The organism is Rhodococcus rhodochrous (genome assembly GCF_900187265.1).
GTDB classification, from domain to species: Bacteria; Actinomycetota; Actinomycetes; order Mycobacteriales; family Mycobacteriaceae; genus Rhodococcus; species Rhodococcus rhodochrous.
Genome location: NZ_LT906450.1, coordinates 4,863,697 through 4,878,719, shown reverse-complemented (window position 1 = coordinate 4,878,719; position 15,023 = coordinate 4,863,697). Strand labels below are relative to the sequence as shown.

Here is a 15,023-nt window from a genome sequence, read left to right as displayed (position 1 = left end):
AGACAGGGAACGGCCCCGGCTCGCAGCGTCGGCGCGCTGACGTCGGACTGTGGGAGACGAGCGACGAACTGCGTCGACGCGCCTCGGCTACCGGAACGGCCCTCGTGCGCGACGATGCAGGTGAAACGCCTCGAGCCCTCCGATCACGGTGGATCGGAGGGCTGGAAAGTCAGAACGTCGAGTGTGAACCCGGGGGAGCGGGTGTGTGTCGGCCGGCGCGGACGAATGTGCTCGCGACTCGTTGCTGGAATACGCCTCTCGAGGGCGTGTGGATAGACTCCACCCTACGGTGCATGACAGCGCTTTCTGTCGTGTGCCCAGACCCCGGTGAGGTGTTGGTAGCACCTTCCGGGGTCGACCTGTATTCAGGTCGGTGGAGGGATGGTCGCACGGGTGTGCGAAGTCGTCAACTCGAACACACGTTCTGCCCGTGCCTGCCCTGGGTGATGGGAAGCGTAGCGATTCATCCGAATAGCGCCCCTTGCAACGATTGTCGCGCTTGTTCATGGATAGACTAGTGGTTCGGATGTAAAGCCGATTGTCAGCCGTCATCGAATCCGGCGCGGCCTATGGTGATACTTCTTCGCGTCGAGCCCCAACTTTCCACACGTGCGCGTCGAGATGGCACAGTGCGGCACGGCCGACATCCGGGAAGAAAGGGGGCTCGCGTGGGAGCTGTGCGACGCACGGTGGTGGCGACCGCAGTCGCGGCCACAGCCGCGGTAGGTGTATCGACGGGGCCGGCAGCGGCGACTCCTGCAATCGACACCGTCGTGAACGGTGCACTGTCCGTCACCCCGCTGTGCCAGGGAACCATCGACGCACTGATCATCGCGTGCACCGAGCTCGAGAAGCTGACACCGCACTTCCCGCTGATGCTCGACCTGAACCCGCGGGGTACGCATCTCGTCGTGCTCGGGGCCGGACTCACCGAGGACGGCAAGATCCGGCCGGTGCTCGAAGAACGGCTCGAGGCGGCTCTCCGTGCAGCGCAACGCTATCCGGAATCGCCGATCGTCGTCACCGGTGGCGTGCCGCGCAACGGCGTCACCGAAGCGCAGGCCATGAAGGACTGGCTGGTCGCGCGAGGCATTCCGCCGGAACGCATCACCGAGGAATCGCAGTCGACCTCCACCGTCGAGAACGCACGCTTCACCAACGATGTTCTGCTCGAACGGCGAGCGACGGGCGCTGTGCTGGTGACGAACCGCGACCACCTCGAACGCGCGATGATCAACTTCCGGCAGGCGGTCGACGCGCGTATTCCGGTCGCGGGCATCGTCGCAGCGTAACGGCGGAAGTATCAGCTCGACGTGTTCGCCTTCCGCGTCAGTACCTGACTGATCTCCGAAACATTCTTCGCCAGTTCGAAGTTGACCCATCCGGCTACTTCCCATAGAGGTGAAGGTTCGGGCATGAGTCCGATGATCGTCTTCTCGATGTGGGCAGTCTCGAGAAGCGCGGCCCATTCGGTGCGAAGAGTCCGGATGCGGTCGGTCGAGCCGGACCACTCGTAGGCGGCCGGCCCGACCGCAGTTCCCTCACTACAGACCGCCACGGTGTTCGTCCACCACCACTCGATGTGCCAGAGCAGCCACGCGATCGTGGGCTCGGGAAGGGCCTCGGCCGTCTCGTCCGGCCAGTCGGCGACGAGACGACCGTCGACCCGTCGGACGCCCACGCAGTTCGACGACGGCTCCCAGTGCACGGCAGCCTCGTCGATCCGCGGCAGGACGTGTTGTTCCGTGAAGAGCCAAACCAGGTCGAGTTGCTTCAGCGGCGTGCGCGTGGCGAGTGACAGGGTGTCCGAGGGCATGCACGCAATCATCGCGGACATAGCGGACACATGCTCGATGTCGACACCGTGTATCTGTCCCCGGAAGTGTGCAAACGTTGCTGTGCAGTTATCCGCCTTTACGCGGCCGGTGTCGCCACTCCCAGCGACAGCGCGCCGAAGAACTTCGGTGTCTTCTCCTCGTAGAAGGTGTCGAGTTCGCGGATCTCGAACCCCGCCCCGCGGATGAGGTCGGCGATCCGTCGTGTCAGATGGCAGCCACCCGCGACGCGCTTCTGGATCGGTTCGAGCCGGTGCTGCCACCGCCGGACGTTCTCGTCCGGGGCGAGTCCGTGTTCGACGAAGTGCAGGGTGCCGCCCGGTGCAAGGACGCGCCGTACCTCGCGCAGAGCCGCGTCGGCATCGGGGATGGTGCACAGCGTCCACGTCGACAGTGCGCTGTCGAAGGTGTTGTCCTCGAACGGGAGTGACTGACCGTCCAGGCCGGATCGTTCGATGTGCACGGGGGAACCGTCGATGCGCGGACGTGCGAGCTTCCATCCGAGGTCCGCGGGTTCGACGGCGCTGACCGCCTCGACGGTGGTGGGGTAGTAGGGAACGTTGAGACCGGATCCGAATCCGATCTCGACGACGCGGCCGCTCAGGCCGGCGCACACTCGTTTGCGGTTCGCTTCGGTGAACGACGGTGCACAGGCGATGTTCACCAGTCGCGGTACGACGTGATCGTTGTAGAGGCCCATGGCAGTCCCTTCGCCTCGTGGCGTCTCGATCTGCTCGATCCATCATGACACCTGCCCGGCCGAACGGAACCCCTCGTTCCTGCCGCACCGAACGCACTGTTAAGTTACCTTTACATGTAAAGCGTGCTTTACGGTGAAGGGAGCGGTGATGGACAGCGGAGGTGCCGGATCGGCGGTAGGGCGGAGCAAGTGGGGCAAGGTGCGGGTGGGGTCGCGGTGGATCGGCGCAGTACCGCCGGCGATCGCCCTCGGAATCCTGGCCACAGCCGTCCTGGGAGCGGTGGTGGCCTCACTGGGGTTGGTGCCCGACTATCCCGTGGCCGCCGGTGTGGCGGTCGCGCTGGCGTCCGCACCCTCACTGTCGGCGCTGGCGTGGGTGCTCCTCGTCGATCGGTCGACCCTCGAAGGTGCCGCGGACCGGCCCGAGGATTCGGTCGAGGCGTCCTGGTACGAGAAAGCCGCCTCGGGCGCTTTCACCGACATCCTTCTCGTCACGGGGCTGGGATGTACTGCTCTGGCGTTCGCTCCGATCGAGGTCGAGGGTCTGCACGCGCTGATGGCGGTCATTCTCGTGGCCTTCGCGTCGTTCGGTGTGCGCTACGCCGTGCAGCGTCGGAAGGGCTGAGGGTGCGCAACTCGCTCGCGGCCCTGCGCGCGGAGAACGGATGGTCGCAGCAGCGGCTCGCCGACGAACTCGGGGTCTCGCGCCAGACGATCATCTCGATCGAGAAGGGACGATTCGACCCGTCGCTTCCACTGGCGTTCCGCATCGCGCGTCTGTTCGGGCGTCGCATCGAGGACATCTTCGTACCCGACGAGGAATAACGGAGTGGCAGAGCGGATTCCCCGACAGAACCCGCTCGGCCACTTGCCCGATCACTTGAGCGTACTACCGGCGTCAACCGTGAGCGTGAGTCCGGTGACGTAACGGGACTCGTCGGACGCCAGGAACAGAACGGCATTACTGATGTCTTCCGGCTCCACCCACCCCACCGGCAGGACGTGCATGAACTGTGTAGCCGCCTTCATGTCCTCCGGGCCCGGGTTCTCGAGGTCGGGGCGGAACATCTTCATGGCACCCTCGTTCATGAACATCGGCGTGTTCACGTTGGTGGGGTGCACGGTGTTGACCCGGATGGAGTGCTGTCCCAGTTCGACGGCGAATGTGCGCATCATGCCGACGATCCCGTGCTTCGCGGAGATGTACGGGCCCATGGTGGGATAGGCCTTCAATCCTCCGACTGAGCTTGTCAGAACGATCGATCCGCCGTTCCCACCCGCAATGATGTGCGGCACTCCGGCTTTGATCGACTTCCACACACCCGACAGGTTGATGTCGAGCATCTCCCGCCAATCGAACTCGTCGGTCTCGTGCAGCATCGCCCCGCCGGTGCCGATTCCGGCGTTGGCGACGATGATGTCGAGACGGCCCAGTTGTTCGACGCCGTTGTCGACGGCGGCCTTCACGGCGTCGAAGTCGCGGACGTCGGCCTCGGCCGTGACGATCCGCCGGTTCAGACTCTTGACGGCTTCGACCGTTTCGGCCATGTCTTCCGGGGTGGACGGTTCGATCTGCGCGTTCTCCCGGATCGGGCCGCAGATGTCGAGTGCGATGATGTCGGCACCCTCCTGCGCCAGCCGGATGGCGTGACTGCGCCCCTGTCCGCGTGCGGCTCCGGTGATGAACGCGACCTTGCCTTCGACTCTTCCTGCCATTGAACACCTCTCGTTTCGTGCACCGTCCGGTCGGGCGATGCAGAGTCATGGGATTGCCGGGTTACTGCGTGCTGCGGGTGAACTCGATGTGCAGATCGACGAGCCCGCGCAGAAGGAAGGTGGGTTCGTAGGCGAACACGCGGTCGTCCTCCGGGCCGTGTGCCTGCTCGCTGAGGCGGATGTCCTCCATCCGATCGAGCAGGCGGTTGAGGGTGACGTGCCCTTCGATGCGTGCGAGCGGTGCACCGGCGCAGGTGTGCAGGCCGCGACCGAATGCGATGTGATCGTGCGAGTTCTTCCGATCGAGCCGGAACTCGTTCGGGTCCTCGAACTTACGCGGATCACGGTTCGCGGCAGCGAGACTCAGCATCACGACCGTCCCGGCCGGCACCTCGACGTCGCCGATGGTCGTGGTCTTGCGAGCGAGTCGGAAGTCCACCTTCGTGGGACTGTCGAAGCGCAGCGATTCCTCCATGAACGGCTTGATGAGACTGCGGTCCTCGCGCAGGATCTTCTGGTACTCGGGGCGTTCGCAGAGCACCCGCAGCGACGAACTGAGGAGTTTCGTCACCGTCTCCTGGCCGGCTGCGAACAGGAACGTCGCAGGTCGGACGACCTCGAGGAGTTCGGGTATCGAGCCGTCCGGATAGGTCGCTGCGGCCAGACCGCTGAGGATGTCATTACGGGGTTCGCGACGACGGTCGGCGAGATACTTCTCGAAACGTCCGTCGAGGAATTCGAGGGGGTTGATCCCGACGGGTTCGTGATCGAGTGCGCCGACCCGCGTGCCGGGCCGTTCACCGGCGCCGAGTACCCACCGGAACTCCTCGCGATCCTCTTCCGGCACACCGAGCAGGTCGGTGATCGCCATGGTGGCGAAGGGTTTTGCGTAATCGCCGAGGAACTCGCATCGGCCCTCACCGATGAATTCGTCGATGACGTCGTCGGCCAGTCTCCAGAGGTACTCCTCGTTCTCCTTCAGTCGTTTCGGGGTGAGGAGTCGTCCGAGCAGCGACCGGGCGCGCGTGTGGTCGGGTGGGTCCATTGTCACCATGTGCTCGAAGATCGGGAACTGGTGACGGTGGGCCTCGATCTGTTCGGTAATGTCGTCGCTTACGGGTTCGAAGGGCAACGGCGGGAACGGACCTCCGATCGAGTTGACCGCCGACAGTGCCTCGCTGTTCTTGAACCCCTCGACCACCTCCTGATAGCCGGTGACCACCACGACCCCGTGGTGAGGTTCCCGATACACCGGATTGCGACTGCGCACGTGGTCGAAGTACTCGAACGGACTCTGGGCGATCTCTCCGTCGGTGAAGTAGTCGGAGGATGCAAGGTCGGTCATCGGATCACGGACCTTTCGGGGAGGAGGGGAGGTTCTCGACGATGCCGATGGCCTGCCGAGGGCAGGCGCTGGCGGCGGAATGGGCTTTGGGCCAGAGGCTTTCGGGAGGGTTCTCGTCGCAGGTCGCAATGTCGTCGTCGGGGAGATCGAAGATCTCGGGTGCGATCTCGATGCACAACGCGTGTGCTTCGCACAGGTCTCGATCGATGTGCAGACGCTTCGGTGATCCCGTCATCGGCGCTCCAGGAGGGGGATGTGGGTTCGAACGGTGACGGTGTGGCCGGGCTGGGTGACCGCCACCGGGGTAGGGTGTAACCGTGTTACCTAGGTCACGATAACGTGGTTACCGTTTGACGGCAAGGATGTTTTCACGATGGGTGTTATCGCTATCCCGAATGGGCCGGACGAGGCGCGATCACGCCTGCTCGAGACCGTGATCGAACTCCTGGAGGAAGGTGGCTACGACGCCGTCCAGCTGCGCGAGGTCGCGCGCCGGACGCGCATGTCGCTGTCCACCGTCTACAAACGGTTCGCGACACGCGAGGAACTGATCCTCGCCGCCATCGAGCACTGGATGAAGGAGAACCACGCCGGCCTCGTCGAGCAGCCGCGCGCGCCGGGTGAGCGCTTGCATCCGGCGATGATGCGCGTCATCCGCGCCATCTTCGAGCCGTGGGAGAAGAACCCCGCGATGCTTCTCGCCTACTTCAGGGTGAGAACGGCACCCGGGTGGGAAGGGCTGCACATGCGAGGCTTCGACGAGGTGATTCCCGTCGGCATGGCCGTCCTGGAGGACGTCGACCCGGTCTTCGTCGAGGAGTCGATGTCGATCCTGTCGAGCGTCGTCTTCGGGCTCGTCGGCCGCTGCCTCGAAGGGCAGATCGAACTCGCCGACATCATGCCGACGATCGATCGCGCGGTCTATTGGCTGACCACGGGGTACGAGGCCACGGAACGTGAGGAGCGCGGTCAGAGCGCCTAACTGCGGACTCGTAAACCTGCCGTCTTCTTGACTGGCATCCAAGACGCCCCTTACCTTAATCGTGACGCCTTCTTGAATGGTGTCCAAGAATGTGGTGGTGGAGCGGGGAGGGTGCAAGTCATGGAAATCGGTGGATCTGCCGATCGGCGCGAGGTAGCAGCGGTGCAGCGGCGCGAGGTCTCGTTCGCCTCCGGCCAGGACGAGTGCGCGGCATGGCTGTACACCACACCCGACCTGAACGGCCCGCGCCCGATGGTGATCATGGGGCACGGTCTCGGAGCGGTGCGGGAGATGCGGCTGGATGCCTACGCGGAGCGGTTCGCCGCCGCGGGGTGGTCGGTGCTGGTGTTCGACTACCGTCACCTCGGGGCCAGCGGCGGAGAGCCGCGTCAGATCCTCGACATCGGCCGGCAACGCGCCGACTGGCATGCCGCTCTGGCCTTCGCGCGCACACTTCCGGAGGTCGATGTCAAGCGGATAGCCCTGTGGGGCAGCTCGTTCGGCGGAGGTCACGTCCTTCGGATCGCCTCCGAGGACACCCGTATCGCGGCGGTCGTGGCGCAGTGCCCCTTCACCGACGGTCCGGCGTCGTTGCGCGCGCGGATACGGACCGGCCCGCTGAGCGTGGTAGCGCTGACAGTGGCGGGCATTCTCGACACGGTCGGGTCGTGGCTCGGTGCGAAGCCGATCCTGTTGCCGATGGCGGGGACGTCCTGGATGCCCGCGTTCGTGGCCTCACCCGACGCCCTCGCCGGCGCTACTGCACTCCTGCCCGCGGGAACCCAGCTCTCGCGGCGCACCAGCGCGGTGTTGAAACGGCTTCCGTCGGTGCGGGCTCAGCTGTCGAAGAACATCGAGCCGACGGAGATCGACGGTAAGGAAGAACCCGAGACCGGAGTCGGCCGCGACAGCATCTGGGGTGTACTGCGCGGTCCGAACGGCGAATTCGAGGCTGCCAACGCCCTCGCTGCCCGGCTGGCGCTGCGTCTTCCGCTCGATCGACCCGGTCGTGCGCTGGCTCGTTTCAGCACTCCGACGTTGCTGTGTGTCTGCGACAACGACGCGGCCGCGCCCGCGAAGACCACGAAGCGTCACGCACAGGGCCTGGCGCACGTGCAGGTTCAGAGCTACGTGTGCGACCACTTCGACATCTACGTCGGTGAACACTTCGAACGCGCCGTGTGTGACCAACTCTCTTTCCTGGAAAGGCAATTCGACCACACCGCACAGTAGGTCGCTCCGAGTTCGCGGACGAAGACCGGGTGCTCAGCCGGTGGCTGCGGCACGACTGCGAGCGCTGCTGAGCAACGTCTCGATCACCGCGCGCCGCTGAGCCTGATCCGTCGGGTGCATCAGCAAGCCCTCGACCACGAAAACGCCGATCGCTACCAGCGGATCGACTTCGTCTGCGGGCACGCCGAGTTCGATCAGCTCTGCCCGGAACAACCCTTCGGCCAGCGTGTGGAACTGCTCGTGCCATTGCTGAACGGACGCGGACTTCTCGGCGCGTGTGTGCACCGTGCTCACCAACCGCCCCAGCTGTTCCAATTCTTCGACCAACCACAAGAGTCGATCGGCCAGGCCCGAGCCCAGTATCTCGCTGTAGGAGGCCATCGAGTCGGCCAGAACCGCATCCAGGACCGCGATCAATATCGAGTCCTTGTCCTGGAAGTACCAGTACAGCGTGTTCGACACGACTCCGGCGTCACGGGCGATCCGCGTCATCGATGCCGCGTCGTATCCTTCCTCGACGAACAACCGCCGGGCGGCTACCACGATCTCTGCGCGTTTCTCTTCCCGATCCTGCGGACGTCTGTTGCGGGGCATCTCCAGTCCTGACCTAGTTCCCGCCCCGATGCTATCTTGACCGGCCCCCAAGAGCGGGCCCCGGCCGACCGTTCCGGAACGAGGTCCGTAGCCGTCTCGAACAGATGATGCGGCAGGCGAGCCGGAGCAGCTCTCGATACAGATCGGCTCGTACTTCGGGTCACTCGACTTCGGCGAGTCCGTACTCGGGTCGTCCTGCCGGCCGGTACACGGTGATGGCGATACCGGACGAGGTGGTGCGCGATTCGACGAGATCGAACTTCGTGTCGCGACCCCCGGTGGGGAACAGCCGCCGCCCCTGACCGAGGACGACCGGGAACGTGATAAGGCGGTACTCGTCGACGAGATCGTGTTCGAAGAGGGTGTGGACGAGACGGATGCTGCCGTGCACCTGCAGTTCCCGTCCCGGCTGCTTCTTCAGTTCCGCGACCGCGGTGGGCACGTCGCCCTCGAGGACGGTGGTGTTCTGCCACTTCGGGTCGGTGAGCGTCGTGGAGGCGACGTACTTCGGGAGGGTGTTGAGTGCACGGGCGACCGGATCGTCGGGATCGGTCGAGTTCGGCCACGACGCAGCGAAGACGTCGTAGGTGTTCCGGCCCAGCAGGAACGCATCGACCTTCGAGAACACCTCGTCGATGAACTTGCCGGTGTCCTCGTCGAACAGTGGCACTACCCAACCGCCGCGTTCGAAGCCGTCGCTGCGGTCCTCATCGGGGCCGCCCGGTCCCTGGGCCACACCGTCGGCCGATACGAAGGTCGTCACCGTGAGCTTCATCGTCGTCCCCTTTCGAAGGTTGTCGCCGAATACAGACCCGGGAAGCGCGGAGAACTCATCGCTTGCATCCCTCCGGCACGGAAGGTATCTCTGGACGCAGCGTCGCGTGTCGATGACGGACTGCGTCAGGCATGGAGGCGCGGGACCACAAGGAGTTCTCCTTGAGTATTGCGTTCAACCACACCATCGTTGCGGCCGACGACAAGCAGCATTCGGCCTACTTCCTCACCACCCTGTTCGGGCTGCCCGACCCGGTGCCCGCCGGGCACTTCCTCGCCGTCGAACTCGCCAACGGCGTCACTCTCGATTTCGCCGAACCGCCACCGGACGTGGAGTATCCGCCGCAGCACTACGCATTCCTGGTGTCGGAGGAGGAGTTCGACGAGATCTATGCCCGGATCCTCGAGCAGAAGATCGAACACTGGGCCGACCCCCGGCAGTCGGCGCACGGCATCAACAGAAACGACGGGGGTCGAGGAACCTACTTCCTCGACCCCGCCGGTCACTTCATGGAGATAATCACGCGTCCTTACGGTTGGCGTTCCTGAACCGTCTCGACCCGAGCCGTCTCGGCCGCAGCGCGTCGCCGTGCCAGCACCGTGCAGGTACCGGCGATCGCTGCGGTCAACGCGCCGGTCGCGAGCAGCTGCGTGCGGGCAGCGGCGTCGAACAGGGCGAGCACCGCGATGCCGGCGAGCAGACCGAGCGTCGCGTACGACAGGTACGGGAAGCCCCACATCTTCAGCGGCAGTGCATCCTCGGTGCCGTTGCGGCGTGCGCGACGACGGAGCACGAGGTGCGAGACCGCGACGAACGTCCACAGCACCAGGATCGTGGAGCCGACGGCGTTGAGCAGCAGCGGCAGCACCCGGTCGGGGTAGAGATAGTTCAATCCGACCGTGACGAAGCCGAACGCCACCGAGGCGAGCACCGCATTGCGGGGAACGCCGTTGGACGACAGTCGCCCGAAGACGGGGTGCGCGGATCCGCGGTGCGACAGCGAGAAGATCATCCGGGAAGCGCTGAACAGCATCGCGTTGAGCGACGAGAGCAGTGCGACCACGACGATCACGGTCATCACGGCGGCTGCGCCCGGGACGGCCCCGGCCTGCAGCACGGCGACGAACGGACCGGTCGCGAGATCCTCGGAGGTCCACGGCAGGATCGTCACCATCACGAGCACCGACCCGATGTAGAACACGAGGATGCGCCACACCAGGGTGCGCACCGCGCGGCCCACGTTACGCCGCGGATCGGCGGTCTCCGCGGCGGCGATCGCGATGATCTCGGTGCCACCGAACGCGAAGACGACGATGAGCAGGCCGGCGGCGATACCGGCGATGCCGGTGGGGGCGAATCCGCCGTGCGCCGTGAGATTGGAGAAGCCGGTCGTCTCGAAGGTGGGCATCCACCCGGCGATCATCGCGACACCGATCACCAGGAACCCGAGGATCGCAGCGATCTTGATTGCGGCGAACCAGAATTCGACCTCGCCGAAGCGGCGCACCCCGACGAGGTTCACGCCCGTCAGCGCGATCATGTAGAACAGCGCGGACGCCCACTGGGGGATCCCGGGCAGTGCCACCGCGGTGATCGCGGCAGCGCCGGTGGCCTCCGCGGCGATCACGATGATGACCTGGACCCAGTACAACCACCCGATGGTCCGGCCCGCGACAGGACCGAGGGCGTTCTCGGTGTGTTCGGAGAAGGCGCCGCTGGCGGGGTTGGCCGCGGCCATCTCACCCATCATGCGCATCACGAACACGACGAGCACGGCTGCGACGAGGAACGAGATCAGGATCGCCGGGCCGGCGACGGCAATACCCGCCCCCGACCCGACGAACAGGCCGGCCCCGATGGCGCCACCGAGGCTCATCATGACGAGCTGGCGGGGCCGCATGGCGCGATGCAGGCCGGCAGTGCTCTGGGCGCCGGTCGTCGTCGCGCGAGCCAGGGTGTCAGTCATCGATGCGCTCCCCGGCCGGGACCAGCTGGTCCAGTGCGATCTCGAAGGCGGTCGCGGCGAGCCCGGTGAGCTCGGTCGACCGGTCGTGGCAGCGGCGCAGTGCCGTCTCGATGGTGGTGGACACATCGCCGAAGATCGCGGCGTCGGAGACCTCCACGTCGCCCTCCATGAGCTGGGCGAAGGCCCGGGCCATGCCGCAGTTGGCGATGAAGTCGGGGATCACGGCGACGGACTTGTCGGCGTGCTCGTAGGTGGGGCCGTAGAAGATCTCGTCGTCGGCGAACGGGACGTTGGCGCCGGAGGCGATCGACTCGAGTCCCGCGGCGACCATGCGGTCGACCTGCTCGCGGGTGACGAGGCGGCTCGCGGCGCAGGGCAGGAAGATCTCGGCTCCGAGATCCCAGATGCGGGCGTTCACCTCCTCGAAGGGGATCATGCGGTCGCTGCGCAGGGCGTTGCCGTCGCGCTCGAGCAGCAGGGTGCGGACCTCGTCGAAGGACAGACCCTCGGGTGCGAGGATGCCGCCGTCGCGGTCGATGATGCCCACGATCGAGGCGCCGGCCTGGGCGAGATAGTAGGCAGCGGCAGCTCCGACGTTGCCCCAGCCCTGCACCACGACGCGCTTGCCGGCGAGGTCGGTGCCCCGGTAGACGAGCTGGTGGTGGCGGACCGACTCGGCGACGCCGTAACCGGTGATCAGATCGGCGACAGTGTATTTCGTGCTGGTGGCGGGGGTGAACCGCGCGTCCTCGACGACCTTCGCGACGCCGAGTCGCAGCTGGCCCACCCGCTGGATGCGCTGTCGCTCGTCCTTGCCGAAGTGTCCGTTGACGACACCTTCCTGCGGGTGCCACAGGCCGTTGGACTCGGTGAGCGGAACGACCTCGTTCATCTCGTCGACGTTGAGGTCGCCGCCGGTGCCGTAGTAGGCGCGCAGCAGGGGAGTGACGGCTGCGAACCAGCGGCGCAGCACGCCCTCCTTGCGGGGGTCGGACGGATCGAAATCGATGCCGGACTTGGCGCCGCCGATCGCGGGTCCGGAGACGGTGAACTTGATCTCCATGGTCTTCGCCAGCGACTCGACCTCGCGTCGGTCCAGGCCACGGCGCATGCGGGTGCCGCCGCCGGCCGCGCCGCCCCGCAGCGAGTTGATGACGACCCAGCCCCGGGCGGTGGTCTCGGTGTCGTGCCACTCGAAGACGATCTCGGGGGCTTTTTCTTCGAATCGCGTCAGCAGGTTCTTCATGGCGAAAGACTGTGACGGCAGTAACAAATGCCGCGCAACTGTGCTTCGGCGAACTGTGCAGCGTGCGGAGGGTCCGGATGCCCGAAGCGCGTTTTTCTGTGCAATCCGGCTAGTCGGAGACGGATTGTGGACGTGATCGGCTCAGCGGCGGTAGGCCGGTGCCTTCGCGGATCGTTCCGGCTCGAGGGTGCGGAGCAGCGGCATCGCCCGGTAGTGCACCACTTCCGACAGCACCATCACGCTCGTGGACCGCGCGACGATCGAGGAGCGGTTCAGCTCGATGAGGGTCTGCTGGAGGCCGAGATGCGATTCGGCCCCGATCCGGCACAGCACGTCGCCCGCGCCGGTGGTGGCGAACGCTTCGAGCACCCCGGGGATGCCTTCGAGGACCTCGGTGACGTCTTCGAGCGCGCCCTGCACGATCTCCATCGTCACGAACGCCTGCACATCGAAACCTGCTGCGGCGAGGTTGATCCGGGGTTCGTAGCCGGCGATCACCCCGGTGTCCTCGAGGCGTCGCAGGCGGGCCGAGACGGTGGCACGCGCGACCTTCAGTCGACGGGACAGCTCGAGCGCGCCGATCTTCGGGTCGGCGTGCAGGGCCTCGAGGAGAGCGAAATCCAATTCGTCCAGCTGCACGGGCTCGCGCATCGCGGTTCCTTCCCATCGAGCGCCGAAAACTAGTCCGATTGTATAGGTGAGCGTGCGGATTCCGGCGGATTCCAGTCAGTCGGCCCAGTTGCCGAAGGCGACGTTGCGTCGCACCGACGGGTGGGTTTCTCCTGGTGACACACGACACAACGACTGTGCCGCAGTGAGCGGCAGGAGGTTGCAGCGATGACTCTGGAATACACCCTGACCGACAGCGAACGACTCGCTCAGCTCGACGCCGAGGAGCTCCGGCGCCTGGTCGGTCTCGTGGAGTACGACAGCGAACGGGACCCCTTCCCCGTCAGCGGCTGGGACGCCGTGGTGTGGGTGGTCGGAAACGCCACGCAGACGGCGCACTACTACCAGTCCGCCTACGGCATGGAACTCATCGCCTACTCGGGACCCACCACCGGCAACCGCGACCATCACGCCTACGTACTGCGCAGCGGCGCCGTGCGATTCGTGATCAAGGGTGCGGTGGATCCGGACAGCCCGCTGATCGAGCACCACCGACTCCACGGTGACGGCGTCGTCGACATCGCCCTGCAGGTCCCGGATGTCGACAAGTGCATCGAGCACGCCCGCAAGCAGGGGGCGACCGTCCTCGAGGAGCCCTACGAGATCAGCGACGAGAACGGTGTCGTCCGCATCGGCGCCATCGCGACCTACGGCGACACGCGGCACACGCTCGTCGACCGGTCGCGCTACAACGGCCCGTACCTGCCCGGCTACGTCGAGCGCACCTCGACCTACCGCAAGCGCGAGGGTGCGCCCAAGCGCATCTTCCAGGCGCTCGACCACGTCGTCGGCAACGTCGAACTCGGACGCATGGACGAGTGGGTCGACTTCTACAACCGCGTCATGGGTTTCACGAACATGGCGGAGTTCATCGGCGACGACATCGCCACCGACTACTCGGCGCTCATGAGCAAGGTGGTGTGCAACGGCAACCACCGCGTGAAGTTCCCGCTCAACGAACCCGCCATCGCGAAGAAGCGTTCGCAGATCGACGAGTACCTCGACTTCTACCGCGGACCGGGCGCCCAGCATCTCGCCCTGGCGACCAACGACATCCTCACCGCGGTCGACCAGTTGCGCGAGGAGGGCGTCGAGTTCCTCGCGACTCCCGATGCGTACTACGACGATCCGGAGCTGCGCGCCCGCATCGGTGAGGTCCGGGTGCCGATCGAGGAACTGAAGAAGCGGGGCATCCTGGTCGACCGCGACGAGGACGGCTACCTGCTGCAGATCTTCACCAAGCCCGTCGGCGACCGCCCGACCGTGTTCTTCGAGCTGATCGAGCGCCACGGCTCGCTCGGCTTCGGCAAGGGCAACTTCAAGGCGCTGTTCGAGGCGATCGAGCGGGAGCAGGCCGCGCGCGGCAACTTCTGATTCCGGTCCTAGACGAGCTGACCGAGCCGCGTACGCAACGCGTGCTCGGTCTGCCGGATCGCTGTTCCCACAATCGGTTCGATGAGCATGCCGAGTGTGCGGCCGGCGATCCCGCCGGGCAGCCGGTAACCGAAATCGACGTCGAGCCGCGTCGCGTCGCCGAGGTCCGTGAAGGTCCACGACGACGCGGCGCGGAATCCGGCGATCGAGTCGAGGACGATCACGCGATTGCGTTCCCATTCGACGACTTCCACGCGCGAGTCGAGATCCTTGGGGCCGATCCGCATAGTCGAGTCGTAGACGGCACCGAGACCGGAGACCTGCTCGCCCACGGGTTGGAAACGGGCCACCCCGAACATCCAGTCGGGGACGTTCCGGTAGTCGTCGACGTAGGAGAACGCGAGGTCGACAGGGATGTCTGCGACGGCGCTGTGGCGGACGTGAATCATGGCTGGAGCCCTTCACGAGAAGTTGTCTGTTACTCAATGTAGCGGGTAACTGCGCGCTCCGGAAGAGGTTCGAACCCGTTGCTCTAACGTCCGATAAGTGTTTCAATGCCGTGACGCACGTCACACACACTTTCGGTTC

Annotated in this window: 18 protein-coding genes; 7 read left to right on the top strand and 11 right to left on the bottom strand. The window is 65.6% G+C overall.

Going from position 1 to position 15,023, the window contains the following annotated elements; all coding sequences use genetic code 11:
* The first annotated feature begins 677 nt into the window (after positions 1 to 677).
* Positions 678 to 1,292 (top strand): YdcF family protein, encoded by a 615-nt coding sequence (locus CKW34_RS22335; RefSeq protein ID WP_059382769.1) that lies wholly within the window; start codon positions 678 to 680, stop codon positions 1,290 to 1,292.
* 11 nt (positions 1,293 to 1,303) lie between these two features.
* On the opposite strand, the gene CKW34_RS22330 is transcribed toward CKW34_RS22335, so the two are convergent.
* Complete coding sequence (locus CKW34_RS22330) at positions 1,304 to 1,816, bottom strand: DinB family protein (protein WP_229579730.1); 513 nt, start codon at positions 1,814 to 1,816, stop codon at positions 1,304 to 1,306.
* Between the two features lie 98 nt (positions 1,817 to 1,914).
* Positions 1,915 to 2,535 (bottom strand): class I SAM-dependent methyltransferase, encoded by a 621-nt coding sequence (locus CKW34_RS22325; RefSeq protein ID WP_059382771.1) that lies wholly within the window; start codon positions 2,533 to 2,535, stop codon positions 1,915 to 1,917.
* 148 nt (positions 2,536 to 2,683) lie between these two features.
* On the opposite strand from CKW34_RS22325, the gene CKW34_RS22320 reads away from it, so the two are divergent.
* Both CKW34_RS22320 and CKW34_RS22315 read left to right on the top strand, forming a co-directional pair.
* Positions 2,684 to 3,160 (top strand): hypothetical protein, encoded by a 477-nt coding sequence (locus CKW34_RS22320; RefSeq protein ID WP_059382772.1) that lies wholly within the window; start codon positions 2,684 to 2,686, stop codon positions 3,158 to 3,160.
* 2 nt (positions 3,161 to 3,162) lie between these two features.
* Complete coding sequence (locus tag CKW34_RS22315; RefSeq protein WP_059382773.1) at positions 3,163 to 3,360, top strand: helix-turn-helix transcriptional regulator; 198 nt, start codon at positions 3,163 to 3,165, stop codon at positions 3,358 to 3,360.
* A 51-nt stretch (positions 3,361 to 3,411) separates the two neighbouring features.
* On the opposite strand, the gene CKW34_RS22310 is transcribed toward CKW34_RS22315, so the two are convergent.
* The 3 genes from CKW34_RS22310 to CKW34_RS22300 all read right to left on the bottom strand — a co-directional run bounded on the left by CKW34_RS22310 (position 3,412) and on the right by CKW34_RS22300 (position 5,831).
* On the bottom strand, positions 3,412 to 4,251 hold the full coding sequence (locus CKW34_RS22310; RefSeq protein ID WP_059382774.1) for a mycofactocin-coupled SDR family oxidoreductase: 840 nt from the start codon (positions 4,249 to 4,251) through the stop codon (positions 3,412 to 3,414).
* A gap of 61 nt (positions 4,252 to 4,312) precedes the next feature.
* Positions 4,313 to 5,596: a cytochrome P450 gene (locus tag CKW34_RS22305; RefSeq protein ID WP_059382775.1), complete on the bottom strand. Its 1,284-nt coding sequence runs from the start codon at positions 5,594 to 5,596 to the stop codon at positions 4,313 to 4,315.
* A gap of 4 nt (positions 5,597 to 5,600) precedes the next feature.
* Positions 5,601 to 5,831 carry a ferredoxin gene (locus CKW34_RS22300; protein WP_059382776.1) on the bottom strand — a complete coding sequence of 77 codons (231 nt, stop codon included), beginning with the start codon at positions 5,829 to 5,831 and terminating at the stop codon, positions 5,601 to 5,603.
* A 138-nt stretch (positions 5,832 to 5,969) separates the two neighbouring features.
* Here CKW34_RS22300 and CKW34_RS22295 point away from each other — a divergent pair, with 138 nt between their 5' ends.
* Both CKW34_RS22295 and CKW34_RS22290 read left to right on the top strand, forming a co-directional pair.
* Positions 5,970 to 6,578, top strand: coding sequence for a TetR family transcriptional regulator (locus CKW34_RS22295; protein ID WP_059382777.1), 609 nt, complete (start codon positions 5,970 to 5,972; stop codon positions 6,576 to 6,578).
* Between the two features lie 120 nt (positions 6,579 to 6,698).
* A complete protein-coding gene (locus CKW34_RS22290; protein WP_059382778.1) occupies positions 6,699 to 7,811 on the top strand; it encodes an alpha/beta hydrolase in 1,113 nt (370 codons plus the stop codon).
* Positions 7,812 to 7,844: 33 nt separating this feature from the next.
* On the opposite strand, the gene CKW34_RS22285 is transcribed toward CKW34_RS22290, so the two are convergent.
* A complete protein-coding gene (locus CKW34_RS22285) occupies positions 7,845 to 8,405 on the bottom strand; it encodes a TetR/AcrR family transcriptional regulator (protein ID WP_059382779.1) in 561 nt (186 codons plus the stop codon).
* Between the two features lie 160 nt (positions 8,406 to 8,565).
* Entirely contained in the window at positions 8,566 to 9,180 is a 615-nt protein-coding gene (locus CKW34_RS22280; RefSeq protein ID WP_059382780.1) for a dihydrofolate reductase family protein, read from the bottom strand.
* Positions 9,181 to 9,311: 131 nt separating this feature from the next.
* On the opposite strand from CKW34_RS22280, the gene CKW34_RS22275 reads away from it, so the two are divergent.
* Positions 9,312 to 9,728 (top strand): VOC family protein, encoded by a 417-nt coding sequence (locus tag CKW34_RS22275; protein ID WP_006554692.1) that lies wholly within the window; start codon positions 9,312 to 9,314, stop codon positions 9,726 to 9,728.
* On the opposite strand, the gene CKW34_RS22270 is transcribed toward CKW34_RS22275, so the two are convergent.
* The 3 genes from CKW34_RS22270 to CKW34_RS22260 form a co-directional block, all read right to left on the bottom strand.
* A complete protein-coding gene (locus CKW34_RS22270; RefSeq protein ID WP_059382781.1) occupies positions 9,710 to 11,146 on the bottom strand; it encodes an amino acid permease in 1,437 nt (478 codons plus the stop codon). The genes CKW34_RS22275 and CKW34_RS22270 overlap by 19 nt on opposite strands.
* Complete coding sequence (locus tag CKW34_RS22265) at positions 11,139 to 12,392, bottom strand: Glu/Leu/Phe/Val dehydrogenase dimerization domain-containing protein (RefSeq protein ID WP_059382782.1); 1,254 nt, start codon at positions 12,390 to 12,392, stop codon at positions 11,139 to 11,141. Before CKW34_RS22265 ends, CKW34_RS22270 begins: the two co-directional genes overlap by 8 nt.
* A 141-nt stretch (positions 12,393 to 12,533) precedes the next feature.
* Positions 12,534 to 13,043, bottom strand: coding sequence for an Lrp/AsnC family transcriptional regulator (locus CKW34_RS22260; protein WP_059382783.1), 510 nt, complete (start codon positions 13,041 to 13,043; stop codon positions 12,534 to 12,536).
* Between the two features lie 186 nt (positions 13,044 to 13,229).
* On the opposite strand from CKW34_RS22260, the gene hppD reads away from it, so the two are divergent.
* The gene (gene hppD, locus CKW34_RS22255) at positions 13,230 to 14,435 is read left to right on the top strand and encodes a 4-hydroxyphenylpyruvate dioxygenase (protein WP_059382784.1); all 1,206 of its coding nucleotides are present in this window, start codon (positions 13,230 to 13,232) and stop codon (positions 14,433 to 14,435) included.
* 8 nt (positions 14,436 to 14,443) lie between these two features.
* Here hppD and CKW34_RS22250 read toward each other — a convergent pair whose 3' ends face one another.
* A complete protein-coding gene (locus tag CKW34_RS22250) occupies positions 14,444 to 14,884 on the bottom strand; it encodes an SRPBCC family protein (RefSeq protein WP_059382785.1) in 441 nt (146 codons plus the stop codon).
* Between the last annotated feature and the right edge of the window lie 139 nt (positions 14,885 to 15,023).